The sequence below is a fragment of the Halorubrum sp. AD140 genome (assembly GCF_034497445.1).
In the GTDB taxonomy this organism is placed as follows: domain Archaea; phylum Halobacteriota; class Halobacteria; order Halobacteriales; family Haloferacaceae; genus Halorubrum.
The window spans coordinates 1-19,107 of the sequence record NZ_JAXRUU010000004.1; the positions used below are offsets into that span (position 1 = coordinate 1).

The window sequence follows — 19,107 nt, forward strand, 5'->3', positions numbered from 1 at the left end:
TCGCTCGCGACCGACCGGATCCCCTCGGGGTCGTAGTGGTGATCGTGGGTGACCACCACGAGGTCGCCGTCGCGCGCCCAGTAGTCGTCGAGGACCCCGTACCGCCCGGGGTCGGTGTAGGCGACGGGGCCGCTCGCCGGTTCCAGCCGCGCCGTCGCGTAGCCGAGCCACTCCACCGCGAAGCCGTCGTAATGGACCGTCATGGCTTCCCTTCCGGTCGCCGGCGCCTTGAGGGTGGCTATGGGGGTTCGAACGGGTCCGCCGCGACGGGTGGCCTCGGCTCAGGTCCCACGCTTACGTCGAGGGGCGCTCGCCCGCGTCGCCCGCGAGCCGCGCGACCCGCTCCAGCGAGTCGGCGTCCGCGACCGACTTGTCCTCGCGAACGCCGACGAACCGGGGGAACCGCAGCGCGTACCCCGACGAGTACGTCGGCGACGTCTGAATCTCCTCGTAGCCGACCTCCAGGACGACCGCGGGTCGGATCCCGATCTCCGTCCCCTCCTCGCTCGTGACGTGCGGCTCCAGCCGGTCGGTGAGATCGGCGAGCGCCTCGTCCGTGAGACCGGTCGCGACCTTGCCGATCGCGACGAACTCCTCGCGGGCCTCGTCCGTCCGCACCCCCAGCAGGAACGTCCCGAACAGCTCGGCGCGCCGCCCCTCGCCCCACTCCGCGCCGACGACGACCGCGTCGAGCGTCTCCACGTCGGGCTTGCGCTTCAGCCACTCCTTCCCGCGGTCGCCCGGCGTGTACGGGGCGTCCGGGTGCTTCAGCATGACGCCCTCGTGGCCCGCGTCGAGCGCGGCCGCCTCCGCCGCCGCGATCCCCGCCGCGTCCGTCGCGATCTCCAGCGTCGCGGCCGCGTCGGGGAGGACCCCGCGGAGCCGGTCGTGTCGGACCCGAAGCGGCTCGTCGAGCAGGTCCGCGCCGTCGGCGTGGAGGCAGTCGAAGGCGTGTAGCCGGAGCGACACCTCCTCGCGCATCCGGTCGACGTCGTGTTTCCGGCGGAACCGCCGCAACACCTCCTGGAACGGGAGCGGGTCGCCGGCGTCGTCGACCGCGACGACCTCGCCGTCGAGGATGACCGGGACGTCGACGCGGTCCGCGACGTACTCGACGACCTCCGGCAGCGCGTCGGTCACGTCGTCCATGTTCCGCGAGTAGAGCTTCGGGCCGAGGCCGTCGCCGTCGGGCTCCTCGTCGCCGCCGAACTCGCCGTCGCCCCCCGGCACGTAGTGGACCTGCACGCGCGCCCCGTCGAACTTCGTCTCGACGGCGACCTCGCCGAACGACTCGACCGCGTCGGCCGCGGTCCCCGCCTGCGCGAGCATCGCCTGCACCGGGCGTCCGACGACGAGTCCCTCCGCGCGGAGCCCGGCGAGCCCCTCGTCGCGCGCAAGGGTCGCGACGCGGCCGTAGTCGTTCGTCACCTGGAGCGCGCGCTCGACCGCCGCGACCGCCTCGTCCTCAGCGCGGAGGGTCGCCCCGTCGTCGGCTTCGGACGCCGATTCCGCGTCGTCCGGGTTTCCCGTCGGATCCGCGAGGAACGCCTCGGCGATCGCGTCCCGAACGGTGCCCTCGCCGACGCCGAGCCGCATCTCGCCGAGCACCAGGCGCGCGAGCACCTTCGCCTCGGCGGGCTCGCACCGGTTGAACAGCCCGAACAGCGCATCGAGCTTGCGCGACTCGCTGCCGTCGCCCGACGCGGCCGCCAGCTCACGCAGCGCCGCGTCCAGCTCGGCGACGGTGAGCGCGGCGCGTCCGTCGCCGAAGGCCGCGAGGCCGCGCTGGCCGCCGAACTCGAAGCCGGCGGCGACCGCGCCGATCTCGCCCGCCGACGCGAGCCGTTCCTCCACGTCGGCGGCGGTCACGTTCGGGCCCGCGGCGCGGGCGATCGCCTCCCGGCACAGCGCCGGCCCGACGTCGAGCGTCCGGCTGTCGTGTGCCGGGTAGACGCGGCCGAGGAGGAACCGCGTCACCGTCTCGAGGTCGTCGCCGTCGTCCCCGTCTTCACGATCCCCGGCCGCCGAGAGCAGATCGGCAACCCGGACCGTCGTCTCGATGTCGCCCGGCTCGGCCGCCAGCCGCTCCGCCCGCGCGGCGAACGTGGCGAACTCCATACGCGGCGTCGGCGATCGGCGGGCAAAAGCGCGCCGGTCCCCGCCCGGCACCGGTCGCTCGTCGCCTCCCTCTCCCGTCGTGCCGACCGTCCCCACGCCGCCGATCGGCCGTAGGCCTTTTTGCCGGCCCGACCCGTCGACCGTCGCATGGGAACCGACTCCGACCTCGCGGACGGCGTTCGCGAGGCGCTCGCCGTCGACCCGGACGAGTTCGCCGTGCGCGCCGAGGAGGAGGCGGAGGTCGTCAAACAGGCGCTCCGCGACGGCGCCTTCGACAACCACCAGTCGATCGTCGGCTTCGAGTACGAGTTCTACGCGGTCGCCGACGGCCGGTGGAGCGAGGAGTCGCGCGCGGGCGAGTACGCGCTGATGCGCGTCCCCCGCAGGCTCCTGGAGCTGATGGGGTTCGAGAAGGAGCTCGGGCTCCACAACGCCGAGATGTCGACGAGCCCGCAGCCCCTCTCGGACCACGGGCTCCGGGCGCAGCTCGCGGAGGTGCGGGCGCGGCTGGAGGCCGCCGAGAATACTGCCGGCGTCGAGGGGATGCGGCTCGTCTCCGACGGGATCTGGACGATCCCCCCGGCCGGCGAGACGGCCCGCGGGTACCTCACCGACAGCGTCGATGTCGACGGGGTCACCGTCGCGGTCAACATGAGTGACTCGGTCCGGTACCACGCCATGGCGAACGCGGGCGACGCGGCGCGCGAGACGACCGTCGACGCGCCGGGGGTCACGCTGTCGGCCGACACCGTGATGCCGGAGAGCCTCATCACGTCGATTCAGCCGCACTACCAGGTCGCGCACGCCGAGACGCTCCCGCGGCACTTCCGGTACGCGCTCCGGATCGCGGGTCCCCTGCTCGCGCTCGGCGTCAACTCCCCCTTCTTCCCGCCGGACCTGTACGACGACGACTGGGACGGCGAGCGCGTCCTCGAGGAGGGCGCCGCCGAGAACCGGATCCACGTGTTCGAGTCGGTGCTCAACGAGCGGACCGACGAGGACAAGGTCCGGTTCCCGCGGGAGTTCCGCGACGTCGAGACCGCGGTCGACCGCATCGCCGGCGACGAGACGCTGATCCCGATGCCCGAGCCCGCGGGGACCGACCGCTTCGACGACCAGTTCGCGACGTTCCGGACGAAACACGGCAGCTACTGGCGGTGGGTCCGCCCCGTCTTCGAGGGGGCGAGCCGGTCGAGCGCGAACGCCCGGATCGAGTTCCGGCCCATCGCGGCCCAGCCCACCGTCCGCGACTCGATCGCCTTCCAGGCGGCGTTCGCCGGGCTGATGCAGTCGCTCCCGCAGCGCGATCACCCGGTCATCGGGCTCGACTGGGAGACCGCCCGCGAGAACTTCTACGCCGCCGTCACCGACGGCCTCGACGCCGAGATCGAGTGGGTCGGGCACGACGGCGAGGTCACGACCGACACCGACGCGGTGTACACCGACCTCCTCGACCACGCCGAGGCCGGGCTCCGGACCGCCGGCTGCCCCGAGGAGGAAGCGGCCTCGTGGCTCGCGCCGCTCCGGTGGCGCGTCGCGAACCGAACGACGCCGGCGAGCTGGAAGCGCGACCGGGTCCGCGCGCGCCTCGACGACGGCGACGACTTCGAGACCGCCGTCCTCGACACGCAGCGCGAGTACATCGACCGCCAGTCGGAGACGCTCGTCGAGGGCGGGTTCTCCGCGTGGAAGGACAGCGGCGAGGCGGAGTAGACTCATCTTATAAAAGCGGACAGCGGAAATTTCACTAACCGACTCCGGCGCGCCCCGGCGAGCGGCCCGCAGGGGCGCGAGCCGACGGCGCGAGGGAGTCGGTGGTCCGGAGCGAAGCGGAGGACCACCGACGAGGCTGGGGAGGCGTGAGGTGCGGTGGCGGTGCTGGGCGGGACTCAAAGGGGCAGCCGCGAGGGCGACGCACGGCGATGCAAGCACTGCAGGGAGCGAACGGAGTGAACGACCGAAGCGCGCAGCGAGTCGCGCGAGTCCTCGCGGCTGGGGCTTTGGAGGCGTTTGCCGTCGATCCACCAGCAACCGTTTATAAATGAGCGGCTGGGGCTTCGGAGGTGTTCGTCACTGGTCTGTCAGCCACTTATAAACGAGCACTCGACACGTCGGAAAACCCTCGAACTCGATCGAGTACGTACGGCCGTCGCTCACCGAGCGAAAACGCGTATGAATGGCGGACGGGCGGGGTTGCCCGGCGTTCCGGCACGGGGTATCCCGATTGCCTTCTCCACCCCGCGACCCGACGAGCGACGGGCGTTCGGCGGTGGGCTGCTCGCTTCCGCGCCTGACCCGGTGTCGCCGACGAACCGCGACGGACCGCTCCTGCGAGCGGGCGCCACGGACCGCTGTCCCCGGCGGACGAGGCTTCCACGTTGGCTCTCGGGGCCCGCGCCGGTCTGACCGGACGCGCCCGCTGTTCGGTCCCCGCTGAAGACTACCTCGCGGGTGACGAGCGGGGCCTAACCGCCCGACCTAGTCCGTTCGACGATACTCGGGTGCGGCATAAGGGCCTTTCGTTCGTCGACTCGCACCCTACGTCAACAGCTCGCGGGCGTACACCCCGGCGGAGAGCGGCACGAGGGCGGACAGCGCCACGACGACGCGCGGGTGCCACACCAGCCAGAGGTTGTCGCGGAACACGGGGCTCGGCTCGATCGCCGCCGCCCAGCCCGCCGCGCTCAGGGCCGTCGCGATACCGAGCACGACCGCGACGCCGGCGAGCGTTCCGGGGTCGAGGTTCCCCCGCTCGACGGAGGCGACGACGACCGCGCTCAGCAGCGCGAACAGCGCGATTCCGGCGGCGCCGACGACCCCGGACGCGTAGTAGTCGGCGAGCTGTGTCGCGTACTCCGGTCCCGAGATGATCGCGTACGGGGCTCCGAGCACGAGCACGGTGGCGACGGCGGCGGCGATCCCCACCCGGCGCGAGACGTCGCGAAGGTCCATACCCGGTCGTCCGTCCGGAACCGCGGTAAAAGAATCGGATCGGCGGCGACCGGACGACCCCTCCCGCCGCGCCACCGCGCCGCCGACCCGGCTCCCGTACCGTTTTGAGTCGCCGGCCCGGAGGGAGACGCATGAGCCTCGACGTCGACCCGCCGGAGCCGCCCGAACTCGCCGCCGTGGACCCGAACGAGTACGAGGACGCGGAGGTCGCCGGCGGCGAGTACCGCCGCGACGAGCTGGAGGCGCTCCTCCGCGAGGGGGCGTGGGAGGACGCCTTCGAGGAGTGGGCGGCCGGCAGCGACATGGACGAGTCCGACTGGCGGATCGCCGTCGACCTCGGGCTGGTCTCCCGGTTCGACTTCTTCTGGGACGACTTCGCGGACCGCGTCGGCTACCACGCCCCCGGGCTCCCGGAGGACTGGAAGGAGCGAGACCTCCACCCCGACCTCGACTCGTGGGGAACGGTCTCGGCGATCAACGCGGGGCTCACGGAGCTCGGCCAGATCGTCTGTGAGACGCTCAAAGCGGAGTACATCGACTGGGAGGCGGAGTTCGAGGCGCCGGACGACCTCCCCGACTTCGAGGCGTAGCGCGGATTCCTCCGTTTCTCCCGGTTAGTGTCCCCAGAGCGTCCCGTCCGGCGCGTACCGCGCGTCCATGATCCGGTCCCACTGCCCGTCGGACAGGTCGAGGTCGGCCGCGGCGACGTTCTCGGCCAGCTGGTCCGTCGTTCGCGCGCCGACGATGGGGACGCAGGTGAACTCGTCCCACTCCGTGAGCCACGCGAGCGCGACCTGCGCGGGGGTCGCGTCGAGCTCGGCGGCGACCTCGCGGACCGCGTCGAGCACCTCCCAGCCGCGCTCGGAGAGGTAGAACCGCTCGAAGCGGTCGTCGAAGCTGGCGCGCGAGCCGTCCGGCGCGATCACCGTCTCGGGGTCGTCCGGGTCGGCGCGCTCGTACTTCCCGGTGAGGAACCCGCCGGCGAGCGGGGAGTACGGGCAGACGGCGATGTCCTGGTCGACGCAGACGTCGAGGTACTCCTTGACGTCCTCGTAGTAGCCCGCGTGGTGGAGCGGCTGGACCACGTCGAACCGGGCGTAGTCGTTGGCGTCGGCGGTCCACAGCGCCTTCGTCAGCTGCCAGGCCGCCATCGTCGACGCGCCGAGGTAGTGGACCGTCCCCTCCGAGACGAGCTCGTCGAGGACGCGCATCGTCTCCTCGATCGGCGTCGCCTCGTCCCAGCGGTGGATGTAGTAGACGTCGAGGTAGTCGGTGTCGAGGCGGTCGAGGGTGCCCTCGACCTGCGCGCGGACGTGCTTGCGCCCGAGTCCCGAGTCGTTGGGGCCGGGCTCGCCGCGCCCGTCGAACGGGAAGTACACCTTCGAGGCGATCACGTAGTCCTCGCGGTCGCGCTCCGCGAGCCACTCGCCGACGTACTCCTCGCTCGTCCCGTGCGGCGTCCCGTACACGTTGGCGGTGTCGACGAAGTTGATCCCGTGGTCGGCGGCCGCGTCGAGCAGTTCGTGGGCTTCCTCGCGGCCCGTCTCGACGACGCCGTTCGTCTCCCGCCCGAAGCGCCACGTCCCGAAGCAGAGCTCCGAGACGCGCAGTCCGGTGTTGCCGAGCCGTCGATAGTCCATACGCGCCCCTCTCGTCGCCGGATGATAAAGCGTGTCGCCGGCGGCGGACCGCGGCGGGGCGGCGTCACGACGTGAGGGCTGGGCGGCATCACGACGTGAGGGCTGGGCGACGGAGCCCCTGCCCGTCAGTCGAACGGGTACCGCGCCGTCGACCCGCACTCGCGGCAGCGGACCACGACGCGGCCGGGGCGGAGCCGGACGCGGCTCGTCTTCCCCGGACGGAGGTACACGTCGCAGTCGTCGCAGGTGCGCCGGGAGAACTCGGCGGGGAGGCCGCACCGGTTCCGCTCTGCGATCCGGCGTGCGAGCGCGACGTACTCGCGAGAGCGGTCGTACTCGCCGTCGACGACCGCCTCGCGGGCGAGCGTCGACAGCCGCTCGATCCGTTCCGACGGGATCCCCATACGTCGTCGAGCGCGGCGGACCGGCAAAGCCGTTGTCATCGATCGGCGGACCGAGGGGAGGGCCCGCCGGTCGCCGCGCTCGCCCCGCCGAGCCAGAGCCGCACGCTTTTTTACCGGTCCTCGCGAACGCGGTGGTATGAAGGAATCCTTGATGGACGTCGTCTGCTGCCCGCTCGACAAGGCCGATCTCGACCTGGACGTCGACGAGCGGGACGACGAGGAGATCCTCGCCGGCACCCTCACGTGCACCGACTGCGGGGAGACCTATCCGATCGAAGACGGGATCCCGAACCTCCTGCCGCCGGACATGCGAGGCGAAGCGAGCGCCTAGTTGCGGGTCGCACCGCGCCGCGCGGCGTCGCGTCGGCCCGCGATCGTACTGCATCTTTTTTTAGTGTGAGTTCGTCGACCCATACGTGCCGACACTCTCCCTCGAACTGAACGGGGACGCCGTTCACGCGATCGGGGCACCCGATCGGTTCGAAGCGACGGGTCCGTTCTCGATCGCGCTCGAGAACCTCGGTCGATCGACGCACGTCCACCTCCACTTCGACGAGGCGCTCGACCGGGTCTGCGCGATCGACGAGGCGAACCACTTCGTCGACGACGAGTCGACCAGACGGGTTCACGTCGCCGTCGCCGACGTCGAGGAGCCGGTCCGCGGGAAGCTGAAGATTGTCACCGGTTACGGGTCGAACACGCGGTACGTCGACGTGCGGCTCGACCCGCCGCCGGAGGCCGCCCGCGAGGAGGTCGTCGTCGACGAGGCGCTCGCGAAGCCGCCGGAGCGGCCGCCGGAGGTCCCGCCCGCACAGCGCGCCGCGAACGCCGTCGATCGGCTGGTCCAGCGAGGCGGGCTCCCGGCGGCGGTCCTCGGCTTCGTCGCGGTCGCCGTCGGAGTCGCGATCGCGCTCGCGGTCGACAGCGCGCTCGTCTCCGTCGCGGTCGGCGTCGTCCTGGTCGTGTCGCTGGCCGCCGTGCTGCTCGCGGCGGCGTGACCGTCGGGAACCGGGTCGGCTCGTTCGCGCTTCGCCGCTCCGGATCCGCGAGCTTTTAACCGTCCCACCGGAACGAGAGCCCATGAGCTTCGAGAAGGAAGACGAGGTCGTGCTCCACGACAAACACAGCGAGTACGACGGCGAGGCGGGGACGATCACGCAGGTGATGGAGACGATGTTCGGCGACGCCACCTACACCGTCAGCTTCGAGGACGGGCAGGAGACGGGCGTCCCGGAGGACGCGCTCGACCTCGTCGAGAGCGAGGAGTAACCGACCCCTTTTCCCGACCCGCATGCCCACAGTCCCCTTCCACTACGTCGACCTCCGGGCGTTCGCGTACGCCACCGAGGACGAGAAGCGGGTCGCGGACGCCCTCCGCACGTTCCTTCCCGAGGACGCCGAGCTGGACCGCGTCGAGAACGTCGGCCACCACGGCGACCGCATCGTCGTCCTCTCCGCGCGGATCGAGAACGCCGACGGGATGCGCCACGTCCTCGACGCGCTCGCCGACCTCGACGACGTCGACCGCGTGATCGACGAGCTCGACCAGCGCGTCGACGACAACTGCGCGCTGTTCCTCCGGGTCGACAAGCAGGCCGCGTTCCGCGGCGAGGTCCGGCTCGGCCCCGGGATCACCGTCCGCGCCAAGGTCGAGGCGTACCCGGCGAAGAAGGCGGCGGCCGTCGAGAACGCCCGCGAGACGCTGGCGCGGCTGGCCGACGACCCCGACGACCCCGACGGCGACGCGTAACCGGCCGGCGTCGCACCGCAGTCGACGCTCTCCGACGAGGCGCGCGCTCCGCACCGCCAGCGTGCCTTTTTGTGACCTCCCGCCGTCGGTGCGTCCATGTCCGACCCCTTCGTCGTCGTCGGTGCCGACGCGGCCGGCCTCAGCGCCGCCAGCAAGTTCCGCCGGGAGGCCCCCGACAGCGAGGTCATCGTCTTCGAGAAGGGCCGGTGGATCTCCTACGCCTACTGCGGGATGCCGTACTTCATCGAGGGCCGCGTCGAGCGGATGTCTGACCTCCTCTCGCTGTCCCCGAGCGAGGTCGACGAGCGCGGGATCGACCTCCGGCGCGACCACGAGGTCGTCGCCGTCGACCCCGACGCGAAGACGGTCGCGGTCGAGACCGCCGACGGCGACTCGCTCGATCAGCCGTACGACGCCCTCCTCGTCGCGACCGGCGGGCGCGCGACGACCGGCCCGTTCGACGTGCGCGGGATCGACGGCGCGTTCACCCTCCACCACATGGACGCCGCGGCCGCGATCGACGCCTACGTCGCCGAGCCGGACGCGTACGACCCGGCCCGCGCCGACGTCAGCGCCGTCGACCGCGAGCGCGTCGAGCGCAACGCCGCCATGCCGGCCCCCGAGACGGCGGCGATCGTCGGCGGCGGCTACGTCGGCGTCGAGACCGCCGAGGCGCTCGTCGGCCGCGGGCTCGACGTCCACCTCTTCCAGCGCTCCGCGCACCTGCTCCCGCCGTTCGGCGAGGCGGTCGGCGAGCGCGTCGAGTCGGCGCTCGTCGAGGCGGGCGTGACGGTCCACACGGGGACCCCCGTCGACGCCCTCGTCGGCGACGACCGGATCGAGGCGGTGACGTTCGGCGGGGACGGGGGCGACGGCGCCGAGGACCTCCCCGTCGACCTCGCGATCGTCGGCGTGGGTATCGAACCGAACACGGAGCTGCTCGCCGGGACCGGCGTCGGGGTCGGGCCGGGCGGCGCGATCCGCACCGACGAGTACGGTCGGACGAGCCTCCCGGACGTGTACGCCGCCGGCGACTGCGCGACCGCAAGACACACCGTCACCGGCGCGGTCGCGTGGATGCCGCTCGGGCTCACGGCGAACCGCGCCGGGCGGGCGATCGGCGCCACCGTCGCGGGCGACCCCTCGCGGGTGGGCGACATCGCCGGAACCGCGGTCGTGAAGGCGTTCGAGATGGAGGCGGGTCGCGTCGGCCTCGTCGAGGACGAGGCGGCCCGCGAGGCCGGCTTCGACCCGGTTCGCGAGACGGTCACCGCCGGCTCCCGGTCGGGCTACTACCCCGGTGCGGCTCCGACCGACGTGACGCTCGTCGCCGACCGCGACTCGGAGCGGCTGCTCGGGGGGAGCATCGTCGGTCCCGACCGCGCCGCGATCCGGATCGACACGCTCGCGACCGCGCTGGACGCCGACATGACCCTCCCCGAGATAGAGCGGCTCGACCTGGCGTACGCGCCCCCGTTCAGCCCCGTGTGGGACCCGGTCCTGGTCGCGGCGAAGGTGCTCAACGGGACGCTGGACGAGGAGTAGCGGTTCGGCTTCGTCGGTCGGTCAGTCTTCGCGTCCGGGGTTCGTGCCTGTGTTCGCGTCAGTCGCTCGCGTCGGCGTCTCCGTTCGCGGTGGCGGCGGACGACTCGGCCGTTCCGCCGTCGCCTTCGCCGCCGGCGCCGGCGACGACCCGACCCGCCGCGTATCCCGCCAGCCCGACCGCGACCGCGGCCGCGAGGGCGACGCCGAGGGGCTCGGCGACCGCGACCGCGAACGGGAGGGGGTCGCTGAGGGGGACCGCGTAGGGCGCCGGTCCGATGGTTCGCAGGAGCACGGCCGCGAGGGGGCCGTAGGCGAGCAGCACCACGGGGAGTGCGCCGGCGCCGACCGCGGCGAACGCGGCCGTGCCAACCGCGGTCACCGCGGCGAGGGTCGCGGCGACCGAGGCGGCGACGTCGGGGACGGTTCCGCTCGTGACTGCGGCGCCGAGCGCGACGACGTCGAACGCGACGTACGAGACGGCGAAGCCGACGGCGCTCCAGACGGCCGCGCGCTCGAACCCCGTCTCCCCGAGCGCGACGCCGGCGAGGCGACTGGTCGTCATTCTGGGCGCGTCGCGCCGCGACCTTCGCGGTCGGGCGTGAGGTTACCGTGTTCGTCGATCTCGCCGGCGACGATGCGGGTCGAGGAGATGCGCTCGCCGTCCTCGGCCGGGACGTGATCGACCACGACGAGGTCGAGGGGATCGTGACCCCGGTCGCGGCGTATCTCGTTGATCCGATCCCCGCCCGCCTTCGTCTCGGGAGAGACAATCAGCGCGTCGAACTCGGGCTCGACGGCGATGCCCGTCGGCTCGGTGAGCTCGCGGACCGAGAACTCCCGTCCGTGCGCCTCGGCCAGCGGGGCGAGCTCGGCCTCGAGGTCGCGCTTGCGGCGCTCGTACGGGCGGACGTAGCGCTCGACGTGTCGGGTCTCCGGCGCGAGTTCGTCGGAGGTGAGTCCGACGGTCACGTCCCCCAGCTCGAACGCCCGTTCGAACAGCTTCCGGTGGCCGTCGTGAACGGGATCGAACGTGCCACCAAGCGCGACGTTCATGACGATCGGTTGCGCGGGCGGAACTTAAATTGTCGCGAAGCTGGACCGTCGACGTCGGGTTATCGCCCCTCGTCGTCGGGTTATCGCCCCTCGTCGTCAGACGCGTCTCCGCCGCTGGATTCGCCCTCGTCGTCGGGCTCGTGCTCGCCTTCGTCCTCGGCGCTCGTCCCTTCACCATCGTCGTCACCCACGGAGATGTGCACCGGTTCCGCGTCGCCGTCGGGAGACTCTCCGCCGAGCCGGCGGTCGAGGTTGAAGACGGCGTTCAGCTCGCGCTGAACGTCGCCGACGACGCCCCTGACCAGGTCGCTCGGCGCGATCGCCTCGTACTCGTAGGGGTTGTTGCCGGCGCCGCTCGCCTCGCGCTTCTCGCGGTCGACGGTCCCCTCGTCGTGCAGCTCCGCGAGCGCCTCGCGGACGGTGCTCGGGTAGAGCCCGGTCCCGTCGGCGATCTCGTCGCTCGTGCTCTTCGGGTTGTCTCGCAGATAGACGTAGATCCGGGCCCGCGTCTCGGTGTCGAGCAGCCACGCCAGCAGGTCGACGACGTTGTCGTCGAACCCCTTCACCGCCCTGTCGGCGCCCTCCCCGAGCCGCTCTTTCGTCTTGCGAAGCTCCTCGCGGGTCCGCTCGGTCGGCGACTCGTCTCCTCCCTCCTCCGACTCGAGACGGCCGCCGTCGTCGGAATCGGCGGCGGGGTCGTCGTCGAACTCGTCGCTGGTCATGGTCGAGAGTGGGGTCCGCGCGCCCAAAAGCGTTTCTCGTCGCTTCTGTTCCGACGGAACTCGGGGCGATCGGACGACCCGTCGGCCCCGTTCCCCCTTACGGCGACAGGATCAGGTCCGCACACAGCGCGTCGAGTCCGGACTCCACTCGGAGGCGCCGCTGGCGCTCGCTGCCGCTCTCGGCCTCGTACACCTCGCGGATCCCGGAGACCCCGAGCCGGTCGCACTCGCGGTCGACGACCTCGCCGAGCGAGACGGTCTCCTCGCCGCTGCGGTCGACGAAGGCGGCGTCGTGACCGTGGCGGATCGCGCGCCACTTGTTCTCGTCTAAGAGCTCGCGGCGGAGCGCCGGCGCGGACTCGCCGTCCTCGTAGCGCTCGGCGTAGTCGCACACGAGCGCGTGGACGTACTCGACCAGCGCGAGGGTGACCGCGGGGTCGCGCTGGGCGTCCGGCGAACGCACCTCGACCGTGCCGTGACCGGTGTGGGGGCGCACGTCGAACCAGAGCTCGCCGCGGTCGGCGATGGAGCCCGTCTCGACCATCCGGCGCTCGTATCGCTGGAAGGCGTCGAAGTCGTCGAACGCCGAGGGGATTCCGGTGTTCGGGAGGTTTTCGAACACCTTCGCGCGGGCCGACGCCAGCCCCGTGTCGAAGCCGTTCCAGTACGGGGAGTTCGCGGACAGCGCGAGCAGCACCGGCGCGTGCCAGCGGAGCCGGTTGGCGACCGCCACCGCCTTGTCCGCGTCGTCGACGCCGACGTGGACGTGGAGCCCCGCCGTGGTGTTGCGGTGTTGCGGGTACTGAATGCGGTCGAGCTGCGACGTGTACCGCGGCTTCTCGACGTGGTCCAGCTCCCGCCACTTCGCCGCCGGGTGGAGCCCCGCGGCGGCGATCCGGTAGCCGTCGGCGGCCGCGTGGTCGACGAGCGCCCCCCGCACCGTCGAGAGCGCGTCCTCGGCGTCGGCCGGGTCCTCGATGCGCTCCGTCTGCGCCTCGATGGTGCACTTGAACAGCTCGTGGTCGAACCCTTCCGGCACCTCGCTCGGCGGGTCCCGGCCGTACACGAGGTCGTCGGTTCCGGACGTCGGGCGGCCGTCGGCATCGACGATGTAGAACTCCTCTTCGATGCCCAGGGTCCCCATCCGGGCGAACGCGTCTCGCGAACCGAGATCCATTGTCCCTCCGTTTCGTCCCCCCGTTCTTATATCGATTGGAACCCAACCGGAGCGCCGGTGTCGACGCCGGACGCGTGGCTACTCGCTCACTTCCGGGCGCGTGGCTACTCGCTCACTTCGACCGTTATCTCGTCGCGCTCGACGGCGAGCCTGAACGTCGGGACGGTGCGGTAGACGACCTCGACCACGTTCTTGCGTTCGAGGGTCCGGAGCGCGCGCCGCACCTCGTCCACCTCGGGGTCGACGCCGAACGCCTCGCGGACCGCGTTGAGCACGCTGACGACCGACTGCGAGCGCTCGTCGGGGCCCGCGACGACCTCGAACACCTGCGCGACCAGCTCGGGGACGCGGATCGCCTCCGGCGCGTCGCCCTTCGCCACCGCGTCCGCCTCGATCCCGGGCTCGACGTCGACGAGGTCGTTCGCCTCGGCCGTCGACCGGATCAGGCTGTCGTCGTCGCGGTAGTAGTACTCCTCGAGGTGGTTCTGCAGGTACTGATGGACCTCGCTGCCGCTGTCGAGCCCCCACGCCTCCTGCAGCTCGCCGTTCTTCGTCGGCTGGAGCCGGACGATGTCGGCGAGCCGGCTCCGCTCCTCGTCGGTCAGCGCCATACGTGCCCGTTCGACGGAGTGGGTATGGACGTTCCGGATCGCGTCAGGAGCCAGCCGCGTCGCGGTCTGTCGCGTCACGGTCTGTCGCGTCACGGTCTGTCGCGTCACGGTCTGTCGCGTCGCCGCCTGTCGCGTCGTCGGTCGCGTCGCCGGTCGTGCCGCTCTTCTCGCCGCCGGCCGCGGACCAGCGGTCGTCGACCGAGCCGGCGAGCGATTCGTCGTCGCCAGGGGGGCTCGCGGCCGCCGAGTCGTCCGGGTCGCCGCCGGCCGGCTGAGCGTCGGGTGCGGCCGCGTCGTGGTCCGTCTCGTCGGCGGACTCGCTGCCGGCGACGCGGTCCGCGACGACCTCAGAGAGCGGGTCGACCGTCACGGTCAGCCGCGCGACGACGAACACGAGCGGGACGAACGACGCGACCAGGAAGGCGGCGTCGTACGCCCACGCGAACCCGTCGATCAGCGGCACGACGACGCCCGCGAACCCGCGGTGCGCGACCAGGACGGCCGCGAGCACGACGAGCCAGTGCGCCATGGCGCCGCCGTTCTCCGCGATCCGCTCGACGTGGATCGCGGCGTCGGTCCGGTGGAGGGCCGCGCGCGTCAGCGAGGCGACCTTCGGCGCGGCGTACAGGAGGAGCGCCACGACCGCGGCCGTCACCACCGCGCTGGCGACCGCGGCGAAGGTAACCGGCGTCAGCGGGACCAAGCGGTCGACGCCCGGAAGCAGCGTGAACAGGTACGACACGCCCACCAGCGCGAGCGCCGCGATGGCGACCCGGCTGGCGGAGCGAACGGCGTCGCGATCGAACGCGTCCGTCGTGGATTCGGTTTCGGTCATACGCGCTCGGGGGAAGGGACGGGAGGCACATAACCGACCGAGACGTTCAACGCGGGTTTACTCGGATTAACGACCGTCGACGGCGCGTCAGCTGGCGTCCTCGACCGCGCTCGCGGCGCGGATAACCGTCTCCTCGTCGAACTTCGGCCCGACGAGCTGGAGCCCGACCGGGAGCCCGTCTGCCTCGCCGGCCGGCACCGAGACCGCCGGGAGGTTCGCGAGGTTGACGGGAGTCGTGTTCGCGTCCGCGAGGTACATCCGCAGCGGGTCGTCGAGGCGCTCGCCGAGCTCGAAGGGGAGCACCGGCATCGTCGGCGACGCGATCACGTCGACCTCCGCGAACGCCTCCTCGAAGTCCCGTCGGACCCACGCGCGGGCGTCCTGCGCCTTCCGGTAGTACTTGTCGTGGTAGCCCGCCGAGAGCGCGTACGTCCCCAAGAGGATCCGGCGTTTGACCTCCGCGCCGAACCCCTCCTCGCGCGTCGCCGCGAACGACTCGTTCCAGTTGCCGTCCGACTCGGCGCGGTTCCCGTACCGCACGCCGTCGAAGCGCGCGAGGTTCGAGGACGCCTCCGCCGTCGCGATCACGTAGTACGCCTGCACCGCGTGCTCGACCGACGGCAGCGAGATCTCGGTGGTCTCCGCGCCCCGGTCCTCCAGGTCCGCGATCGCGGCCTCGACCGCCTCGACGACGCGCTCGTCGGCGCCCTCGAAGAGCTCGGTGGGGACCCCGACCGCGAGCCCGTCGACGTCGCCGTCGGCGGCCGCGGCGTAGCTCGCGTCCGGGTCGGCGCCCTCCACGTCGGCGAGGTCGCGGGTGGTCCCGTCGTTCGGGTCCGGGCCCGCGATGACGTCGAGCGCGGCGGCCGCCTCCTCGACGGTCTCCGCGATCGGCCCGATCTGTTCGAGGGAGTTCGCGTACGCGACGAGCCCGTACCGCGAGACGAGCCCGTACGTCGGCTTGATCCCGACGACGCCGCAGAACGCCGCCGGACAGCGCACCGACCCGCCCGTGTCGGAGCCGAGCGCGAGGTCGGCCTCGCCCGCGGCGACCGCCGCCGCCGATCCGCCGGAGGAGCCGCCCGGGACGCGCTCCGGATCGACGGGGTTCCGGGTGGGGCCGAACGCCGAGGTCTCCGTCGTCGTCCCCATCCCGAACTCGTCCATGTTCGCTTTCCCGACGATCGTCGCGCCCGCCTCGGTCAGCCGGTCGACGACCGTCGCGGAGTACGGCGGGACGTAGTCGGCGAGCATCTCCGAGCCGCAGGTGGTCCGGACCCCTTCGGTCGAGATGTTGTCCTTGACCGCCACCGTCGCGCCCGCGAGGGGACCGTCGGCGCCGTCGTCGCCCCCGATCGTCGCCTCCGTGATGAAGAGGTTGTAGTCGGCGGCCATCTACGACACCTTCGGCCCGACGAAGTAGCCGTCTTCCGTCTCCGCGGCGTTCGCGAGCGCCTCCGCCTGGGTGAGTCCCGCCTCGACCTCGTCTTCGCGCATCACGTTGACGAGCTCCTCCTCGCGGTCGAGGTTCGGCACCTCGTCGAGCGCCTCGAAGTACTCCAGGATCTCCGCGAACTGGTCGGCGAACGTCTCCGTTTCACCCTCCTCGAGACGCACGCGGGCCAGCTCCGCGACGTGCTCCACTTCGGCGGCGTCGACGGCGGGGGCGGAATCGTCCGCGCCGTCGTCGTCGGAGACGGCGGACTCGCCGCCCGGATCCGAGGTGTCTGTCATACGTGGGGGTACGACGGACCGGGAGTAAGGGTTTCGGAACGGCGGACCGGCCGAGATCGAGCCGCCGACCGGCCGGTGACGAGCGGCGACCGGCCGACGTCACTCCCCGTCTGCGTGGGCCCGAACAGTCACCACCGGCGGGTCGGCCAGCCGCACGACCTTCTCGGAGACGCTGCCGAGCAGGTAGCGCTCGACGCCGGTACGGCCCTCGGTACCCATCACGACGAGGTCGATGTCGTTCTCGTCGATGTACTCGAGGATGGCCTTGTGCGGGTTGCCCGCTCTCACGGCGGACACCGTGTCGATCCCCTCGAAATCGGCCGCGAGCTCCTCGACGAACGGCGTGGCGCGTTCCTCGAGCTCGCGCTTCCGATCGTCTATGGTCGGCCCGTCTCGCGCGTAGCCCTTGGGCCCGGAGATGTAGTTACCGCCCATCCCGAGCGTGAACTGACGCGTGTCGACGACGTGTAACACGTGAACCGTCGCGTCAAACGCCTCGGCGATCTCCCGTACGTGTGCTATCGCGGCCTCCGAACCGTCGCTCCCGTCCGTGGGAAACAGTATGTGCTTGTACATCTCGTCACTAAGACAACCCTCCCCACGGCTATATAAAATCTCACCGGCGAGTACGGCCGAGTTCCGGGACGGAATGTGCGAGACCTGCGTGAAACCGACTACAGGAGGTCGTTCGCGACCAGCCGGTCGACCGCCTCGCGGAGGCGCGCCTCGCTCGCGGCGTAGGAGATCCGGGCGTAGCCGGGCGCGTTGAACGCGCTTCCGGGGACGCACGCGACCGAGGCCTCCTCGATGGCGCGCTCACACCAGTCGGCGTCGTCGTCGTCGAGCGGGAGCATCATGTAGAAGGCGCCGTCGCCGACGTCGACGTCGACCCCGTGCTCGTCGAACAGGCCGACGAGGAGGTCGCGGCGGTCGGCGAACGCCCGCCGCATCTCCTCGACGGACTCGTCGGTGTTCTCGAGCGCCTCGACGCCGGCGCGCTGGACGAAGTTGACCGCGCACGAGACGGAGTGCGAGTGGAGCTTGCCGGCCTGCCCGACGAACTCGTCGGTCGCGTGGAGGTAGCCGAGCCGCCAGCCGGTCATCGAGTACGCCTTCGAGAAGCCGTTGACCGTTATCGTACGGTCGGCCATCCCGTCGAGGCTCGCGAGCGAGACGTGCTCGGCGTCGTAGACGATGCGCTCGTAGATCTCGTCGGAGATCACGGCGACGTCGTGCTCGACCGCGAGGTCGCGAACGCCCTCGAGCGCGGCCTCGGAGAAGACCGCGCCCGTGGGGTTCGACGGGGAGTTCACGACGAGCAGTTCGGTGTCGTCCGAGACCGCCTCCGCGAGGTCGTCGAGCGCCGGCTCGAGCTGGAACCCGTGCGGCGACAGGTCGACGCGGGAGAGGTCGGCGCCCGCGAGCTTCGCCATCGCCTCGTAGGAGACCCACGCGGGGTCGAGGAGGACGACCTCGTCGCCCTCACCGATCAGGGTCTGGAACGTCTCGTACAGCGCCTGCTTGCCGCCGGGGGTGACGATCACCTCGTCCGCCTCGGCGTCGATCCCGGTGCCGCGGAGCTTCGCCGCAATCGCCTCCCTGAGCTGCGGGATCCCGTTCGAAGAGGTGTAGCCCGTGTGACCCGCGTCGAGGGCGTCCTTGCCGGCCTCGACGATGTTCCCGGGCGTGTCGAAGTCGGGCTCGCCCACCGAGAGGTCGACGATGTCGGCGCCCTCCGCCTCCTTTTCCGCCGCCAGGTTCGATATCGCCAGCGTCGCGCTGGGTGCTACGCGTCCGATCCGGTCCGAGAAGTCGTATGCGTCGCTCATTGTCGTGTGCTTCGTGTGTCGTCTCCGCCGCTCATTCGAGCTCCCTCGCCAGGTCGATCGCGGCGTCGGCCGCCGCCGCGCCCTTGTCGATCCGCTCGCGCGCCTCTGCGCCGGACATCCCCGGGCCGCTCACGCCGAACGTGACCGGGGTGTCGCGGTCGAGGCTCACCCGCGTGAGGCCCTCGGCGGTCGCGTTCGCGATGACGCGATCGTGGTCGGTGTCGCCGGTGACGATGGCGCCGACGACCGCGACGGCGTCGACGTCGTCCCGACGCGCGAGCCGGTCGGCTGCCAGCGGGCTGTCATACGCCCCCGGCACGCTCACTTCGTCGACGACGACGGCGTCGCGGTCGGCGGCCGCCTCGCGGGCGGCCTCGGCCATCGGCCCCGTGACGGAGTCGTTGAACCGCGCCACCACCAGTCCCAGCGAGACCATACGCCCGCTCGCACCGGCGGCGGCAAAGGTCTACCGTTCCGGAGCAGGGTTGCCGGACGGACGGGGTCGGGAGCGGTGACGACGGTCACGTGCCTTCACACCCGAATCACGTGCATCCACACCCGAATTCTGCGGTGGCGCGCGCCTCCGAGCGCCCACCGGGCGCGAGGAGCGCGTGCGAGGGAGTCGCTGGCGCCGATGGCGCCTGCGACGAGGCTGGGGAGGCGTGAGGCTGCGGTTGCGCTGTGGTCGGGTGGGACTCAAAGGGGTAGTCGCGAGGACAACGCACGGCGACGCAAGC

23 protein-coding genes and 1 other RNA gene are annotated in these 19,107 nt (G+C 71.7%); 7 read left to right on the forward strand and 17 right to left on the reverse strand.

The genetic code is table 11. The features are described from left to right. Both U4E84_RS01750 and ligA read right to left on the reverse strand, forming a co-directional pair. On the reverse strand, positions 1–203 hold a 203-nt coding region (locus U4E84_RS01750), incomplete at its 3' end, for an MBL fold metallo-hydrolase (RefSeq protein ID WP_322530376.1). Between the two features lie 91 nt (positions 204–294). Further along, positions 295–2,118, reverse strand: a complete 1,824-nt coding sequence (ligA, locus tag U4E84_RS01755; RefSeq protein ID WP_322530377.1) for an ATP-dependent DNA ligase LigA — start codon at positions 2,116–2,118, stop codon at positions 295–297. Between the two features lie 147 nt (positions 2,119–2,265). On the opposite strand from ligA, the gene U4E84_RS01760 reads away from it, so the two are divergent. Continuing rightward, on the forward strand, positions 2,266–3,831 hold the full coding sequence (locus U4E84_RS01760; protein WP_322530378.1) for a hypothetical protein: 1,566 nt from the start codon (positions 2,266–2,268) through the stop codon (positions 3,829–3,831). A 464-nt stretch (positions 3,832–4,295) separates the two neighbouring features. Here the strand turns inward: U4E84_RS01760 and ffs are convergent. Then, positions 4,296–4,607: signal recognition particle sRNA (ffs, locus tag U4E84_RS01765), an RNA gene on the reverse strand. A 49-nt stretch (positions 4,608–4,656) separates the two neighbouring features. Continuing rightward, the gene (locus U4E84_RS01770; protein ID WP_322530379.1) at positions 4,657–5,070 is read right to left on the reverse strand and encodes a hypothetical protein; all 414 of its coding nucleotides are present in this window, start codon (positions 5,068–5,070) and stop codon (positions 4,657–4,659) included. A gap of 131 nt (positions 5,071–5,201) precedes the next feature. Here U4E84_RS01770 and U4E84_RS01775 point away from each other — a divergent pair, with 131 nt between their 5' ends. Beyond that, a complete protein-coding gene (locus U4E84_RS01775) occupies positions 5,202–5,660 on the forward strand; it encodes a hypothetical protein (RefSeq protein ID WP_322530380.1) in 459 nt (152 codons plus the stop codon). A 24-nt stretch (positions 5,661–5,684) separates the two neighbouring features. Here the strand turns inward: U4E84_RS01775 and U4E84_RS01780 are convergent, their stop codons facing one another. Together U4E84_RS01780 and U4E84_RS01785 are read right to left on the reverse strand one after the other, a co-directional pair. After that, complete coding sequence (locus U4E84_RS01780) at positions 5,685–6,710, reverse strand: aldo/keto reductase (RefSeq protein WP_322530381.1); 1,026 nt, start codon at positions 6,708–6,710, stop codon at positions 5,685–5,687. Positions 6,711–6,835: 125 nt separating this feature from the next. Then, entirely contained in the window at positions 6,836–7,114 is a 279-nt protein-coding gene (locus tag U4E84_RS01785) for a ribonuclease P (protein WP_322530382.1), read from the reverse strand. A gap of 136 nt (positions 7,115–7,250) precedes the next feature. On the opposite strand from U4E84_RS01785, the gene U4E84_RS01790 reads away from it, so the two are divergent. From U4E84_RS01790 to U4E84_RS01810, 5 genes are all read left to right on the forward strand, one after another. Beyond that, positions 7,251–7,445: a methytransferase partner Trm112 gene (locus U4E84_RS01790; protein WP_322530383.1), complete on the forward strand. Its 195-nt coding sequence runs from the start codon at positions 7,251–7,253 to the stop codon at positions 7,443–7,445. Positions 7,446–7,530: 85 nt separating this feature from the next. Further along, positions 7,531–8,112, forward strand: a complete 582-nt coding sequence (locus U4E84_RS01795) for a hypothetical protein (protein ID WP_322530384.1) — start codon at positions 7,531–7,533, stop codon at positions 8,110–8,112. A gap of 82 nt (positions 8,113–8,194) precedes the next feature. Next, complete coding sequence (locus U4E84_RS01800) at positions 8,195–8,383, forward strand: DUF1918 domain-containing protein (RefSeq protein ID WP_322530385.1); 189 nt, start codon at positions 8,195–8,197, stop codon at positions 8,381–8,383. A gap of 22 nt (positions 8,384–8,405) precedes the next feature. After that, positions 8,406–8,864: an RNA-binding protein gene (locus tag U4E84_RS01805; protein ID WP_322530386.1), complete on the forward strand. Its 459-nt coding sequence runs from the start codon at positions 8,406–8,408 to the stop codon at positions 8,862–8,864. A gap of 96 nt (positions 8,865–8,960) precedes the next feature. Next, positions 8,961–10,409: an FAD-dependent oxidoreductase gene (locus tag U4E84_RS01810; RefSeq protein ID WP_322530387.1), complete on the forward strand. Its 1,449-nt coding sequence runs from the start codon at positions 8,961–8,963 to the stop codon at positions 10,407–10,409. A 58-nt stretch (positions 10,410–10,467) separates the two neighbouring features. Here U4E84_RS01810 and U4E84_RS01815 read toward each other — a convergent pair whose 3' ends face one another. The 11 genes from U4E84_RS01815 to ribH all read right to left on the reverse strand — a co-directional run bounded on the left by U4E84_RS01815 (position 10,468) and on the right by ribH (position 18,806). Further along, positions 10,468–10,971: a hypothetical protein gene (locus U4E84_RS01815; RefSeq protein WP_322530388.1), complete on the reverse strand. Its 504-nt coding sequence runs from the start codon at positions 10,969–10,971 to the stop codon at positions 10,468–10,470. Further along, a complete protein-coding gene (locus U4E84_RS01820; RefSeq protein WP_322530389.1) occupies positions 10,968–11,462 on the reverse strand; it encodes a phosphopantetheine adenylyltransferase in 495 nt (164 codons plus the stop codon). The genes U4E84_RS01815 and U4E84_RS01820 overlap by 4 nt, the downstream gene beginning before the upstream one ends. Positions 11,463–11,542: 80 nt before the next feature. Then, positions 11,543–12,184, reverse strand: a complete 642-nt coding sequence (locus U4E84_RS01825; RefSeq protein ID WP_322530390.1) for a winged helix-turn-helix domain-containing protein — start codon at positions 12,182–12,184, stop codon at positions 11,543–11,545. Between the two features lie 97 nt (positions 12,185–12,281). Continuing rightward, positions 12,282–13,361 (reverse strand): glutamate--cysteine ligase, encoded by a 1,080-nt coding sequence (locus tag U4E84_RS01830; protein WP_322530391.1) that lies wholly within the window; start codon positions 13,359–13,361, stop codon positions 12,282–12,284. 104 nt (positions 13,362–13,465) lie between these two features. Further along, positions 13,466–13,972, reverse strand: coding sequence for a DUF5797 family protein (locus tag U4E84_RS01835; protein WP_322530392.1), 507 nt, complete (start codon positions 13,970–13,972; stop codon positions 13,466–13,468). A 43-nt stretch (positions 13,973–14,015) separates the two neighbouring features. After that, positions 14,016–14,807 carry a hypothetical protein gene (locus tag U4E84_RS01840; RefSeq protein ID WP_322530393.1) on the reverse strand — a complete coding sequence of 264 codons (792 nt, stop codon included), beginning with the start codon at positions 14,805–14,807 and terminating at the stop codon, positions 14,016–14,018. 87 nt (positions 14,808–14,894) lie between these two features. Next, complete coding sequence (gatA, locus tag U4E84_RS01845; protein WP_322530394.1) at positions 14,895–16,202, reverse strand: Asp-tRNA(Asn)/Glu-tRNA(Gln) amidotransferase subunit GatA; 1,308 nt, start codon at positions 16,200–16,202, stop codon at positions 14,895–14,897. Further along, the gene (gatC, locus tag U4E84_RS01850) at positions 16,203–16,541 is read right to left on the reverse strand and encodes an Asp-tRNA(Asn)/Glu-tRNA(Gln) amidotransferase subunit GatC (RefSeq protein WP_322530395.1); all 339 of its coding nucleotides are present in this window, start codon (positions 16,539–16,541) and stop codon (positions 16,203–16,205) included. A gap of 99 nt (positions 16,542–16,640) precedes the next feature. Further along, positions 16,641–17,117: a universal stress protein gene (locus U4E84_RS01855; RefSeq protein WP_322530396.1), complete on the reverse strand. Its 477-nt coding sequence runs from the start codon at positions 17,115–17,117 to the stop codon at positions 16,641–16,643. Between the two features lie 98 nt (positions 17,118–17,215). Then, the gene (locus U4E84_RS01860) at positions 17,216–18,370 is read right to left on the reverse strand and encodes a pyridoxal phosphate-dependent aminotransferase (RefSeq protein WP_322530397.1); all 1,155 of its coding nucleotides are present in this window, start codon (positions 18,368–18,370) and stop codon (positions 17,216–17,218) included. Positions 18,371–18,401: 31 nt separating this feature from the next. Then, positions 18,402–18,806, reverse strand: a complete 405-nt coding sequence (ribH, locus tag U4E84_RS01865) for a 6,7-dimethyl-8-ribityllumazine synthase (RefSeq protein WP_322530398.1) — start codon at positions 18,804–18,806, stop codon at positions 18,402–18,404. Positions 18,807–19,107 lie beyond the last annotated feature (301 nt).